The sequence below is a fragment of the Bacillus sp. FSL R9-9530 genome (genome assembly GCF_038008145.1).
GTDB classification, from domain to species: Bacteria; Bacillota; Bacilli; order Bacillales; family Bacillaceae_G; genus Bacillus_A; species Bacillus_A mycoides.
Genome location: NZ_JBBOYO010000002.1, coordinates 74408 through 88426, shown reverse-complemented (window position 1 = coordinate 88426; position 14019 = coordinate 74408). Strand labels below are relative to the sequence as shown.

16 protein-coding genes and 2 pseudogenes are annotated in these 14019 nt (G+C 32.0%); 14 read left to right on the top strand and 4 right to left on the bottom strand.

Annotated elements, in window-relative coordinates:
* The first annotated feature begins 70 nt into the window (after positions 1-70).
* The 5 genes from MKX66_RS28240 to MKX66_RS28220 all read left to right on the top strand — a co-directional run bounded on the left by MKX66_RS28240 (position 71) and on the right by MKX66_RS28220 (position 3622).
* Positions 71-1159, top strand: a complete 1089-nt coding sequence (locus MKX66_RS28240; protein ID WP_326997604.1) for a saccharopine dehydrogenase — start codon at positions 71-73, stop codon at positions 1157-1159.
* A gap of 462 nt (positions 1160-1621) precedes the next feature.
* Positions 1622-1873, top strand: coding sequence for a hypothetical protein (locus MKX66_RS28235; RefSeq protein ID WP_326997603.1), 252 nt, complete (start codon positions 1622-1624; stop codon positions 1871-1873).
* A 26-nt stretch (positions 1874-1899) separates the two neighbouring features.
* Positions 1900-3036: a homing endonuclease associated repeat-containing protein gene (locus MKX66_RS28230; RefSeq protein ID WP_326997602.1), complete on the top strand. Its 1137-nt coding sequence runs from the start codon at positions 1900-1902 to the stop codon at positions 3034-3036.
* Positions 3011-3244, top strand: coding sequence for a hypothetical protein (locus MKX66_RS28225; RefSeq protein ID WP_002139648.1), 234 nt, complete (start codon positions 3011-3013; stop codon positions 3242-3244). Before MKX66_RS28230 ends, MKX66_RS28225 begins: the two co-directional genes overlap by 26 nt.
* A gap of 210 nt (positions 3245-3454) precedes the next feature.
* Positions 3455-3622, top strand: a complete 168-nt coding sequence (locus MKX66_RS28220; RefSeq protein WP_002139645.1) for a hypothetical protein — start codon at positions 3455-3457, stop codon at positions 3620-3622.
* Between the two features lie 59 nt (positions 3623-3681).
* Here MKX66_RS28220 and MKX66_RS28215 read toward each other — a convergent pair whose 3' ends face one another.
* Positions 3682-3954: an HU family DNA-binding protein gene (locus MKX66_RS28215; protein WP_002139643.1), complete on the bottom strand. Its 273-nt coding sequence runs from the start codon at positions 3952-3954 to the stop codon at positions 3682-3684.
* 563 nt (positions 3955-4517) lie between these two features.
* Here MKX66_RS28215 and MKX66_RS28210 point away from each other — a divergent pair.
* Both MKX66_RS28210 and MKX66_RS28205 read left to right on the top strand, forming a co-directional pair.
* A complete protein-coding gene (locus MKX66_RS28210) occupies positions 4518-5237 on the top strand; it encodes a tRNA-dependent cyclodipeptide synthase (RefSeq protein WP_326997600.1) in 720 nt (239 codons plus the stop codon).
* Between the two features lie 35 nt (positions 5238-5272).
* A complete protein-coding gene (locus tag MKX66_RS28205; RefSeq protein WP_341087768.1) occupies positions 5273-6493 on the top strand; it encodes a cytochrome P450, cyclodipeptide synthase-associated in 1221 nt (406 codons plus the stop codon).
* Positions 6494-6616: 123 nt separating this feature from the next.
* On the opposite strand, the gene MKX66_RS28200 is transcribed toward MKX66_RS28205, so the two are convergent.
* Positions 6617-7087, bottom strand: coding sequence for a MarR family transcriptional regulator (locus tag MKX66_RS28200; protein WP_341087766.1), 471 nt, complete (start codon positions 7085-7087; stop codon positions 6617-6619).
* A 297-nt stretch (positions 7088-7384) separates the two neighbouring features.
* Here MKX66_RS28200 and MKX66_RS28195 point away from each other — a divergent pair, with 297 nt between their 5' ends.
* The 5 genes and pseudogenes from MKX66_RS28195 to MKX66_RS28175 all read left to right on the top strand — a co-directional run.
* Entirely contained in the window at positions 7385-7861 is a 477-nt protein-coding gene (locus MKX66_RS28195; RefSeq protein WP_326997597.1) for a MarR family transcriptional regulator, read from the top strand.
* Positions 7862-7918: 57 nt separating this feature from the next.
* The gene (locus MKX66_RS28190; protein ID WP_326997596.1) at positions 7919-9133 is read left to right on the top strand and encodes an MFS transporter; all 1215 of its coding nucleotides are present in this window, start codon (positions 7919-7921) and stop codon (positions 9131-9133) included.
* A gap of 408 nt (positions 9134-9541) precedes the next feature.
* Complete coding sequence (locus MKX66_RS28185) at positions 9542-10249, top strand: IS6 family transposase (protein WP_326997595.1); 708 nt, start codon at positions 9542-9544, stop codon at positions 10247-10249.
* Between the two features lie 63 nt (positions 10250-10312).
* Positions 10313-10552 (top strand): annotated as a pseudogene (locus tag MKX66_RS28180) (DNA repair protein); the annotation flags it as partial.
* An 86-nt stretch (positions 10553-10638) separates the two neighbouring features.
* Positions 10639-10899: pseudogene (locus MKX66_RS28175) on the top strand (YolD-like family protein); the annotation flags it as partial.
* 124 nt (positions 10900-11023) lie between these two features.
* Here the strand turns inward: MKX66_RS28175 and MKX66_RS28170 are convergent.
* Positions 11024-11320: a helix-turn-helix transcriptional regulator gene (locus MKX66_RS28170; protein WP_326997594.1), complete on the bottom strand. Its 297-nt coding sequence runs from the start codon at positions 11318-11320 to the stop codon at positions 11024-11026.
* A 212-nt stretch (positions 11321-11532) separates the two neighbouring features.
* Positions 11533-12576: a tyrosine-type recombinase/integrase gene (locus tag MKX66_RS28165; RefSeq protein ID WP_341087762.1), complete on the bottom strand. Its 1044-nt coding sequence runs from the start codon at positions 12574-12576 to the stop codon at positions 11533-11535.
* Between the two features lie 230 nt (positions 12577-12806).
* Between MKX66_RS28165 and MKX66_RS28160 the strand changes: the two genes are divergently transcribed.
* The gene (locus MKX66_RS28160; protein WP_341087760.1) at positions 12807-13157 is read left to right on the top strand and encodes a transposase; all 351 of its coding nucleotides are present in this window, start codon (positions 12807-12809) and stop codon (positions 13155-13157) included.
* 21 nt (positions 13158-13178) lie between these two features.
* A complete protein-coding gene (locus MKX66_RS28155; protein ID WP_341087759.1) occupies positions 13179-13691 on the top strand; it encodes a helix-turn-helix domain-containing protein in 513 nt (170 codons plus the stop codon).
* Positions 13692-14019 lie beyond the last annotated feature (328 nt).

Sequence of the window (14019 nt, the reverse complement as noted above, 5' to 3'; positions counted from 1 at the left end):
TATGTTTAAACGTTTAAGTTTTTAATCATTTTAACTTATAAGTACATACTAATTAAAATGGAGGTTTCCGATGAATAAGAAAACCGTATTAATTGTTGGTGGGTATGGAGTTGTTGGTAGTCAAATTGCTCAAATTTTACATGATCGACATCCTGATTTGGAAATTAGTTTAGGAGGAAGAACCTTAGGGAAAGCACTACCTTTTGAATCAGAGAGAATAAAAATAGTCAAGGTAGACAACACAACAGATGATCCTTTAAGAAGTTTGGATGATAATCTCACATTAGTCGTTAATGCGGTTAATGACCCTCAAGATAGACTACTTCTATCCGCAGTCCAAAAAAGAATTCCATTGGTTGACATTACTCGTTGGACTGAACGCTTTCAGAGTTCTATTGCTCTATTGAAAAATGTCGAAGTTCAATCCCCTGTTGTATTAGCTTCTGGGTGGATGGGTGGTACAGCAGCCCTTTTTTCTAAAATTTATTCAAAAAATCTTCAAAAGGTTACAGTTGATATCAACGCACTATATTCTCTTCAAGACAAAGCAGGACCAAATTCAACAGCATATATGGATCGGTTATCTATTCCATTTGAACTCAAAGCTCGGGAGGGAATGCGGCAAGCTTATCCAATGACTGATCCAATTAAAGTCTGCTTTCCCAATGGTTATATAACAAAATGTTATCGTTTGGATACTCCTGATCATGTAACTCTGCCAGAATCAATTCATGCTGTTTCGGCTAACTTTCGTATTGCTTTTGATAGTAAAATATCTACATATGGGCTGGTTTCTCTGGTGAATACAGGAATTTGGAAAATGATTAGCGGAGAAAAATTTACCGGTTTACGGAAAAATATTCTCTATAAACCCGGAAAGGGAAGTGCACATAACATAGTTATTCACCTTGAAGGTTATGATACTACAGGTGTATTTCATAGACGCTGTGTGAACATATCGGATCCGTTAGGACAAACACATCTTACTGCTTTAGGAGCAGCTATCCAAGCAGAGCATATTTTACAAACATCTGATATTGTGGTTCCGGATTCTGAAATTTACTTTCCAGAAAATCTATTAGATTTGGGTGTGAATGCATCTGCAATTTTAGATTTTTATAGAGAATATGGAGTTAATATTACGACAGAAAATATATAAAAGGTGCCGTTCTATATATGGTAGTACACATATCATTATCAAGATAAAGTTAAGAAATGAAAAGGGAAACAATGGGCCAGCTCACAGGAGACATCCGTAAAAACTCGCCAAATATGAGTATGTAGTCATCTCGAAACATAAAAAAAGACACTATAGAAAGTGTCTTTTTTTACGTTGACATACTATGAAAGAAAATGTAGTGATTAATCCTAATTTGTTGGATACTTCTTGGTTAATACTAGTATAACATAAATGCATAGAATTTTTTATGAATTCATGCATATATTAGAATTAATATATATTGGGGTGTACTTAAACTATTTTTCCCTATAATTTCTAGTTCTCCTATTATTCTTGAGATGCAGTAAAATACAATTTGTCTTATGAAAGTAAATATGAATACTAGCTGGATAGCAATGTGATGCTACCTCAATAAAAAATATTATTATAGAGTGAGTAGGAATGAGAAATTTAGAAGAAATCGCAAAGGAATATGTTGCAATTGAAATGTGTGAAGGAAGTCATTACAAAAACAAAGATGAATATGATAATGAATTAGATTTTTATCTTGAAAATGTAACTAATTTAGAGGGTTCCTATGAAACCTACTTAACTAATAGTCTTTCAAAAGAAGAGTTAGATCACTACGATGTAATTGAAGTATGGAATGCTATCGAAAAAGGAATAAAAGAAGCTGTTGAGAAAAGAAGATAATATTCTTTCATGTAGGTGAGTGACGAATGCAATATACAAAAGAAGAGTTAATCTTGATTATTCAGTATAAAGCGAAAGAATTAGGGAAGATTCCAACCAAAAGAGATATTAAACAACAGACGCCAATTAAAAAAATATTTGGGAGTTGGAATCATGCCCTTGCTGCGGCTGGTTTTGAACATCTAAATCAGAGAACTTTTACAGCAGAAGCAATCATCGAGATATTTCATATGTGGATTCGTAAAAATAATAGAATACCGACAACAAATGATTTGAATACAGACAAAACATTGCCAGATTCCAAAGTAATTAAGCGGTATCTTCATATGGGGTATAGAGATTTCATTACTTCATTAGGCTATGAGCCTTTTGACGGGACTGTCTACATACAAAGTGATAAAGAGCTACTACAGCTACTTAAGGATGAGATAATGCGTCTTGGAACGACTAAAAAGAATGTATTTATGAACGAAAGAAATAAAGAAGTAGTGCCATCCGTAACGTATTATGAGACTCGTTTTAACATGCGCTGGAATCGCATACTTTTGTTATCTGGTATTTCTAAAGACGATTTATACGGATTTCACTATACAAGAGAAGAACTCATTCAAATACTACAAGAATTGTATAAAAAATTTGGGGAAGTGCCTTCCCAAAAGGAGCTTGAACAGTTAGGATATAGTCGTCATATCTTTATAAACATGTTTCAGAATTATAATAATGCGTTAATTGCAGCTGGTATTACACCAATGAATAAGACACCCGAGATTGTGAAAGAAACCGATGAAGAATTACTTCAAATGTATGTTGATTTTTCTAATTGTTTAGGACAAGCAGCAACATCAAGGCAATTAAATGAATCTCATAATATATATAATGCAGATGTCTTTACTCTAAGATTTGGTGGTATGCTTGAATTGCATAAAAGAGCAGGGCTTGTTTCAACGTACGGCACTCGAAAAGTTTATACCAAACAAGGACTAGCAGATAAATTGAAACGTGTATATAGAGTAAATGAGGGACGTATTCCAATACGTCGTTTCAAAGAATTTGGATTATGCGCTAGCACCCTCATGCGGTATTTCAAAACAACTAAGATAAATGAAACATGGGAAGAAATAGAGAAGGAGATTAAGCATGACAATCAAAGCTTACGGGAATAGGGAAATTAGCAAAGTAGTTTTCTCAGGAAATCCTACAGCATTATCAGTATGGCTTAAGAAACGAAATGATCGTACGAAAATACTCGCAGCACTTCCAAAAGCGTATGTGGAGCTAGGAACAAGAAAAGGATGGACACAAGAACAGATAGAGAACTGGGCTAAAGAAAATGGCCTAAAATGTGATTGGTCACAAGTAGAGGAATTATAGCGGAGACTAGATTCCACTGAAAAAAATACAAAGCATCGCAACTTTATTTCAAATATACAGTGCACTAACAATTATTATTTTCAGAATTTAACAAATATGATATAATTTATGTTAAGCGATGTTTCTTAAAAGTAAATGGTGGTTCAAGTTAGGGGAAGGGCACTCATACGGGTGCCTTTTTCTTTAGAAATCATTAAAGGAGAGTGCAATATGACTATTATCAACTTGGATGATTTTCGAAAACAAAAAGAAAAACAAGTGGTGACGATACCAATCATTGAACGGATATACAAAGAAGATGGCGAGGTTAAGATTGAAGTATCTGGAGAACGAAAAGTTTCTAAAGCCTGGTTAAACAGACACGATAAGCAAGTATAATATGTCACTAAAGAAAAAGGACCTGATATGAATATCAGATCCTTTTTCACTATGTATAATTATTTCACTGCTTCTTTTAATTCTTTTCCGGCTTTAAATGCAGGTGCTTTAGATGCAGCGATTTGCATTTCTTCACCTGTTTGTGGATTACGTCCTGTACGTGCAGATCTTTCACGCACTTCAAATGTACCAAAACCAATAATCTGTACTTTCTCTTCATTTGCAAGAGCATTTGTTATAGCATCTAATACAGCTTGTGTTGCTGCAGCTGCATCTTTTTGTGTAAGTTCTGCTTTTTCTGCTACCATTTTTGTTAATTCGGTTTTATTCATTTTTTGCACCTCTTTGAATGTAATAAGAGATTATTATAACGTACCTACGTTTCTCATGTAAATAAAGATATATAGAAAAAGCCCTAGCAAGAGCTAGGGGAAATTCTGTATGATAGTAGTAACAAGGAAAAGGATTTCATCGCATATTTGGTATTTTAATATATCTATTAAATAATATAAAGTGATGTTTTGAATATAATTTTGTTGATGTTTTCTCATTTTGTTTATGGGGGCATTTAAGAATCTTAGCTTGATGACGATGTGGTGATATCCCTGTATGCATTATAAATTTCTAATTTTCACATAATTATGTACGAAAATTTAATTTTTTCGTTTTGTCTATTTTTTCTGAATAACATATATTGACAAAATAACAGTGGCGATATAGAATTGGTTTTGTTCACCGGTGAACATTATGCGAGATTTTTGTTTAGTATCATTTTTATTAATCTAATATAACATCAAGATATTCTATCTCTTTTGTATGTAGTTTGATATATTATTAGTTATTTAAAATCAATAAAACGTTTTATATTGATAAAATTATTTAAAGGGATGATTGTATGACACATACTATAGCGGTAAGAAATGTTCAAAAGTTTAGTTCTCACCCCTTATCTACTAATTGTGCTGAAATATTTAAACGTAGTAACCATGCATTAATAGGTATTAGTCCGTTTAATAGTAGATTTTCAGATGAATATATTAATAGACTTATTGAATGGGCATTACATACTTTTGATGATGTTAGTGTTTTATTAGCTGGAAAAGAAGCTGCAAATTTACTTGAGGCTTTAGGAACACCAAAAGGTAAGGCGGAAAGAAAAGTTAGAAAAGAAGTATCTCGAAATAAAAGATCAGCTGAAAAGGCACTTAAAGAGCATGGTGGTAATGCAAATGCTATCCATACTTTTTCTGAGTTTAATGACAATTATGCATATAACAGCATGAGAGCAGAAGCGGAACATATCTTTGTAAACGAAACTCATTTTCGAAATGCTTGCTTAGAAATGTCACACGCTGCCATTCTAGGTAGGGCAAGGGGTACCAATATAGATATTGATCAAATTTCAAATGACATGCTAAATATTGCAGTAGAATATGTCATTGCAGAACTTCCATTTTTCATTGGTGGAGCTGAAATTTTGGGAACTCAAGAAACTGTACTTATTTATCATAAACCATGGGAACTTGGTGAACAGATAGTTAGAAATGATTTTTCTATCAAGATGAAACCAAATCAAGGATATTTAATGGTTCAAGAAACGGAAGATATATCTTAACAAATATTAAGTAACTAATACAAGGGGGAAGTAATATGCCAAATACATTACAAACGGTAAATATATTATCAGAAGAATTTCAAGAAAATCCATATAAGTATTTTTCATACCTACGTCAGAATGACCCAGTGCATTATGAACCTGAGATTGATAGTTATTTTATTAGTAGATATCAAGATGTCCGTAATATATTAAATGATACTGATACATTTACAACAAAATCATTAGCTGAACGTGCCGAACCAGTAATGCGTGGGCCAGTGTTAGCACAAATGCGTGGAAAAGAGCATGTAGCTAAAAGAAAAATTGTTTTAAGAAGTTTTATGGGAGATGCTTTACAAAAATTAATGCCCTTAATTAAAAAGAATGCAGAAGATTTACTATCCCCACATCTTTCAAATGGAAAGATAGATTTAATTAATGATTTTGGCCGAACCTTTGCTGTTTATGTAACAATGGATATGATTGGATTAGATAAGAAAGATCATAAGAAGATAGGTGAATGGCATAGCGGAGTAGCTGAATTTATTACCAGTATAAATCAACCACCAGAGGCAAGGGAACATTCTCTCTGGTGCAGTAAACAGTTAGCTAATTATTTAGAACCGATTATTAAAGAACGGCGGTTAAACCCGCAGGATGATTTAATTTCTAAATTATGCAGTGCTAAATATGAAGGCATTACTATGACTGATACTGATATTCTAGCATTAATTTTAAATATATTATTAGCTGCAACAGAACCTGGTGATAAGACCCTTGCTTTATTAATCTATAACTTAATTAACCAACCAAAACAATTGCAAGATGTATTGAATGATCGTTCATTAGTACCATTGGCTATTGCTGAAACTTTACGCTATAATCCACCAGTACAATTGATTCCCCGTCAATTAGCAAAAGACACGGAAATAAGTGGTATCCAACTATCAAAAGGAACTACTGTATTTTGTATGATTGGTGCGGCGAACAGAGACCCTAACGCATTTGAAAGACCTGATGAATTCAACATTTATCGTCCGGATCTTGACATTAAAAAGGCATTTAGTGGTACTGCAAGACATCTTGCATTTGGATCAGGTATTCATAATTGCGTAGGGGCAGCATTTGCAAAATCAGAAATTGAAATAGTTGTAAATGTAGTCTTAGATAATATGAAAAACATTAAATTGGAAGAAGATTTTCAATATGTTGAAAAAGGACTCTATACGCGTGGACCTATTTCTATGCCTATTCTTTTTGATAAGTTAGTTTAAAAATCATTGCTATTTTGATTGTTAATAAAATCCGATTTTTGCTAAGGGGCTAAAAGCCCCTTAGTTTTTCTGTTTTTATAGAAAGGTTAAACATATATACTTTTAAGCTGAAATAACAAAACATTAAATACATTTTTTCCAGGCTTCTAAAAAATTAGTTACAACTTGTAACTCGGAATCATTAAATTGTTGGAATAATTCATTGTAACGTTCATATGCAATTTTGTGTAACCTTGTATGAATGATAGCTAACTGAATTCCTTTATCAGTTAAAGTATAAAAGATTTCCTTCTTATTATCTGCATTTTGATGCGTCAATAAAATTTTATCATCTATAAGAACGCGAATAGCTTTAGAAATAGTTGCTTTAGAAATATTTAATTCCATAGATAATAGAGTGTTATTCATTTGTTGATTACTCTCATGAATTACCGAAACTATATGTAGTTGCGTCAGAGTCCAATTTTTATTTATATTATCAGATTCACTAACTAATTCTTTTATCATTTCTTGAGATGCATATTTTTTCTTTTCTCTTGTTATGACAAAATCTTCAATAGCTTTTAAGGTTTGTTCATGGACAATATTTGTCATAATAAATTCCCCCTATCTATAATTATTGTTTACCGGTTAACTATATGGAAAGTTTACCAGTAAACAATAATTCGGTCAAGAATTTTAAAAAGTGACTTGTATGCATTAAAACTAACATTTATAAAATAATAGAGCTTTATTAAGTTTGTTTATGAAAAGAGTATACAGTTAAAATGCTTTTGTAATAAGATAAATTCTAATTTTGCAATTGACAATTGTTAGGTGAAGATATAAAATCAAAATAGTTTACCGGTAAACAAAAAACACAAAAAGATAAAGAAGGGTAGAAGTATTTAAATGAATAAGGGCATAAAACAGAAAATCTACGATAATTATTTACATTTATTACATCTCAATGAACAAAAGGCAGATAAGGACGTTGAGACTTTTTTTAAGCAGGCTAAAATGGAACAAATAGAACATGTACCGACAAATATGACAAGTATACACGTAATAGCCTGCATTGGTGAAAACCAACCAATAAATAATAGTACAATTGCAAGGAAAATGAATTTATCTAAAGCGAATATCACAAAAATTAATACCAAATTAATAAAAGAAAATTTAATCACTCGTTTCCAGTCGATTGATAATAAGAAGGAGGTATATTATGAACTAACTCCAGCAGGACAATCACTTTGTGAATTGCATCAGAAAATCCATGATCAGAAAGAGAATGAATTTTATCAGTTTGTCGATTCATTTTCCGAAATAGAACAAAATGCAATATTAAAATTTTTACAGAATACAAACGATAGAATGTTGGGGAATTAAAGTTATTTCACCTTAAATTAGTTAGCTAATTATTAATAATCTTTTAGGAGGGATAGCATGAATCGCGTTAAATCAAGTACTTCTTTTCTTTTATATTTGTTGTGTATTAGTGCTTTTTTCGCTTCTTTAAACCAAAATATTTACTCTCCAATAATCCCAATAATACGAGATTCATTTCATGTGTCTATAACAATGGTTAATCTTTCAGTTTCAATATTTATTTTTATTACGGCAATTATGCAAATTGTTTTTGGTTCTATAATTGATTTTAAAGGGGCTAGGACTATTCTTATTCCAAGTATTATTTTAACAATTATAGCGAGTATTGGTTGTTCGATTACTAGTAACTTTACAGTGTTTTTATTTTGTAGAATTTTACAGGCTATAGGAACAGCTGCAATACCACTTATTGCGGCAACTACAATTGGCTCTATATTTCAAGGAGAACAACGAGGAAGTGCAATGGGTACATATCAAACAATGCTATCTATTGCGCCTGCTGTTGCACCTGTACTAGGAGGTTTTATTGGCGAAAAATATAACTATCCAGGTGTTTTTTGGCTACTTGTAGCAGTATCTTTAGTTCTGTTTATTATTAATTGGTTATATTTTCCGAAAGATCAGGTGGAGAGCAATAAAGCTTTGAATGTTAGAACTTTACTATCTCACTATGCTGCTATATTTAAAAGTAAAGTGGGAAGTTCTATATTAATATTAAGTTTCTTTGCATTTTTTCTCTATTTTTCTTTCATCGTTTACTTACCAATTTTATTAACAGATTATTACCAATTAAGTTTACAGATAGTAGGTTTACTTTACTTACCGATGGCTATAAGTTTAATAATTGGCAGCATGACTTTTAAAACTATTCAATCTAAAATTCCACTAAATAAACTTTTTATAACTGGAAATGTAGTCTTATCTTTGAGCGCTATATTATTTGCTGTGACACACTCGAATACTTTAATTGGCGTAACAATTGCTTTAATTCTCCACGGAATATCAATTGGTATCCTCACTCCTTTATTTGCTACTATGATTGCAAATGAATTTGAACATAATAGAGGAAGTGCAATGGGAATGTTTAACTTTATTAGATATATGGGAATGGCTGTAGGACCAATTATTTCGGGATTATTATTAGCACATTTCCAACCTACATTTGTATTTGCTATATTTGGAGGATTTTTTATCTTTCTTTCTTTTGGCATACTTATTCGGATTAGGAAGAAATCTATTAAAATCGTGCCAAAACAAGAAAATCTAAAATAAGAAAAAGATTTATGATTCCAGCATATAAAATTCATAGTGTAAAAACTATACAGATAAATTATTTTTCATTATAAGATTATAATCAACTAAATGTTGAGTCCTGTTCATAATTAAGGGCTTAATATATTGTGTCCTTTATTATCTTGGATAAGGTAATTAGAAATTTTAATAAGAGAAAAAAATTAGATTAAGTAATAAAAAAGCGTAGAAAGATTTAATTTCTACGCTCTTTTTTAATTGATAAATAGGGCGAAAAAAGAAAATACACTATTGCGCTAATGAAGTTTTATAAAAAAACTAACTGCATAAACAAATTGGTTCTGGTGCAAAAACTTAAGGACAATTGCAATGAATCTATAAATCTTGGATATACTGTTACTATTACTTTAGAAAGGGTACGTGATTGGTATGGAAAAGGAAAATGTATTCAAATGGAAGCATTATCAGCCTGATATTATTTTGTTAACGGTAAGATGGTACCTACGGTACAACCTCAGTTTTCGTGATTTGGTGGAAATGCTAGAAGAACGGGGTTTATCCATTTCTCATACAACGATTATGCGTTGGGTTCATCAGTATGGTCCGGAATTGGACAAACGAATCCGTCGTCACCTTAAACAAACAAATGACTCTTGGAGAGTCGATGAAACATATATCAAAGTAAAAGGTCAATGGATGTATTTGTATCGTGCTGTTGATTCGAAAGGAAACACAATTGATTTTTTCCTAAACAAAACAAGAGACCCGAAGGCTGCAAAGCGCTTTTTCAAGAAAGCTTTGCGGTCTTTTCATGTTTCAAAGCCACGTGTTATAACAGTCGATAAGAACCCGGCTTATCCGATAGCAATTGAACAGTTGAAAAAAGAAAAAAGCATACCTGATGGTATGCAACTTAGACAACAAAAGTACTTGAATAACATAGTAGAACAAGATCATCGCTTTATAAAGAAGCGAATCCGTTCTATGCTAGGGTTCAAATATTTTGACACAGCTACATCCATTCTTTCTGGAGTAGAAGCCATGCATATGATTAAAAAAGAACAGCTTGATTTACGGGACCAGTCTGTCCAAAATCAGAAAGAATTCATCCATCAATTGTTTGGACTTGCAGCATAAGATATGATTCCGTTAGGAATATATGCGCTTTATTCTCTTTTATTTTATTTTTGCACCAGAACCCATACAGGCGAACCAATTAGAAGTATCAGTATTTCTCTGACTAACTTAGTAAGCGAAGGTGAGGAACAGATTTCAATATTTGATGATGTAAAGAAGAGAGAGCAACAAATAAAGTTAACAAGAGCTTTAGATGAAATACGAACTCGATTCGGTAAAAATAGCATTTTACGGGCGATATCTTATACGCCACATTCAACGATTAAATACAGAAATACACTCGTAGGAGGCCACAAGGCATGAAAGAAACACGTATTCCACGAGGGCGGGGCATTGAGAAATCGGCACCCTTCGCTAGTATGCCAGCATAGTTTGCAGGTCTACATAAATTAATTCAAGATCAATCAAAAGTTTCCAAACCAATGTTAGATTTACAAAAATCTGACCAAATAAATCAAGTGTTAAAACGAGCCATACAGATAAAAGAAGAAATTGATCTCTGGCATTATAAAGATGGAATTATACTATATAAGATTGTTAACATTCATAAGTTTGATGCAATAAATAAGACATTAGTTGTTACTGATGCATTTGGTTTTAATAATTCATTGTACTTAGATGATATTGTAGAGTGTAGCATTCACAAATAATGAAAAAAGGTATGGTTGGACTATCCAAACACATACCTTTTCATGGATTTCAAACTCAATTTTACCACTATAAAATGGTAAGTTTTTTGCAATGTTAGTAAATTAGAAAATGTCCCTGTTTGAATCAATCATTAAAACAAACTGCTCTAACTTCCTGTTGTTTTTGAGGGGATAGATCAGACACTGCTACATTAATTGATTCTAATTTACTTTCTAGAGGTGCGTTTCGTCCAAACAATTCATCAATGGATACATTGTATAAGTCTGCAATACTCATGATTGAATCTGCGTCTGGGTCAGCTTTTCCATATTCCCAATTGGCATATGTGGTACGAGCGATATTCAGGCGATATGCTACATCGAATTGAGTATATCCCTGTTTTTTTCGCAACTCAGCAAGTCGCTTACTTAGTTGAGACATATCATCACATTTCCTTTCTGATTTATAACGTTAGTGTAAAACAGAAAAGTTAAATTGCATCCTTATGACTTATAATGAGTCATAAATTATTTTTATTTGTAATAGTTAGTCTTGATGTTGTGATAATAGAAAGCCATTTATAATTCTATACGCGAAAAAAATAGGAATAAATCGATACATCAAATCGAGAATCTTCCTATTATATATGTTTACTAAAACAATGAATTTCCTATATCTATTGTGGCCAAGTTTTGACGTCTTGTACGTTCCCTTAAATAGCGTTCCGTCGTCATAATAGATTCGTGTCCTAAATAGTCACGTATTTTCTTAAGTTCGACACCTTTTCCCATCAAATGATTCGCAAAGAAGTGTCTGCAGGTATGGGGGGTAATTCTATCCTTTCGGTAACGTAAAAATGGTAAGTTTGTTTCTTCAATCTTTTCTGCTACATATTTTGATAAGTAGTCGGCCCTATAGTAAGAGCCATCGGCTTTAGGTAGAAAAGCAGATGTACTAGAGGCGTCCAATTCACTTGTTTGTTTACGCAATTGACGAAGGCGACAGATATCGTCGAGTACATCTTCAAAAATACGAACTTCCCTGGCTTTATTTCCTTTCCCAACTACACGCAAGAGATAAGCATTTAATGAGGAATGGAATACAAGATCTGCCCATTTTGCGTTTGCAACTTCCTCAATCCGGAGTCCAGTAGTCGTAAGAAGGAAAAACAATGTATACATAAAGAAATTTGTTTTCTTCAGTGTATCTAGTATTTCATTTACTTCTTCAGGAAAGAGGTCACGATTGACCAGCTCTTCTTTTTTTACAGATACTTTTTTGAGACGACTACTATAGTCATCTGAGAGACCATTGTTATCATAAACGTATTTTAGAAACTGCTGGACTACCGTTTTCTTTCGACGTAATGTAGTGGCAGCATACTTCTTACTTAGTTCATAGAAATATATTTCCATCTCATTATGGGATAAGTCATGAATGGTTCCTATTTTTTCTTTTATGTACCGAAGAAAATGAGAAAGATCGTGCAAATATATCTTTTTTGTTCGTTCACTTCTTTTTTTCGTTAGAGAAGGTTCATCATGTAAAAATAAGTAAACCAAAGATTCTTCACTTAATTTGGAGTAATCAATATTTCGGATACCCATACCCATAATTTTTTCAAACTGACTGCTATCAAAAAAATCCGATCTGGATTTTACAAGTTGAATATTATGTTCATAATTTATAATATTCAAATATACACACACCCTTTAATAGAATGAAAAGACACACATATATTTTATATAAACTTTTATCATTCTAATTATACCACAATAAATACATAATTTATTGTGGTATAAAATGAAATGATTAAAAATATATTTCGGGCTTATTATTTAACATTTGCGTTTAACTAATATATAATTGAAATATTTAATTGATATTTTTGTACATTTCAATCCAAATATGGTAGGAGGAGATTTTTTTGACTCATCTTCGTCGGAAAATTTTACATGAAATCTATAATTTAGAATATACCCATTGTTCAACTTGCCCTCTGAACAACCTATCAGTGAATTGTACAGATGAGCAGGAGCAGGCAAAACAAAGAAACTACAAACATTGTAAAGGTTGTCCCATTTTCGATTCCATCCGTGAGAAAGGAGAGCAATTGAATTCTTTATCAAAAAAGAGTACATTTAATAAGGTACAAGAACGTTATATGGAAAATCCATTTAAGTATCTTCAGTATAAGGAGTACTCAATCACAGATGTAGTAAAAGAAACAGGTTTAACAAAGTATCAACTAAGAAAATTTAAACAACAGCTAGAATGAAAGTTTCGGATGAGGTGAGAAATGGACTATTTATCTTTAGAAGAGGTATGCGATAGGGTAGGTTTAACAAAAAATCAATTAGGCTATTTAATTAAGTATAAACACATCGAACCTATCAATCTGGCTACCTGGAAAGCAGATGGCGGATATCGTTTTGAGCAAGAAGATGTAAAAAAGTTAGAGGAATTATACAAAGACTCTTTAACATTAAAAGAAGCAGCTAAATTTCTAAATAAATCTAAGACTTACGTTCATAATGCAGCTAAAGATGGGATATTGCCCTTTAAAGAGATTGCTAAAGGGAAATCTACTGAACGATTGTACTTAAAAAGCGATTTGGAAAATTTCAAAGAACAAATTGAAAATAGGCCAAAAGAGGAGTCAAGAGAAAAAAAGCAGCATTTAAGTCTATATCTTGATCTAAAAGTAGTAGAAGCAATAAAGAAAAAGGCTGCAAAGAAAGGATATAATGGCTACAAGAAGTTTGCTGAAGACATTTTATCCGCAGAAGTAAAAGAAGACATAGAAGAATAGAAATTTCAGAGAGAATAGACCCCTAAAAAACAAAAAACGTTCTAATGGGTCTAATTTTCTTTTTAAGAAGCTTATAAAACATCAGGTCTAATTGCATTACTTAAAAAACCAATGTCGTTTACAAGTGAATCTGAGAGGTTGATTTTCGGGTCTGTTCCGGAAGAATTAACTGTAATTTCAAAAAACAGGTTTGATATATAAAATTTAGAAAATAGAAGAAAAGATGACGGATAATTTTAAGGGCTTTTTATTTAAGAGGGGAAAAATGTAAAAAGTAATGAGAGGTAATGATACAAGGATTATAAATACAAAGACTTCATTTGGAACT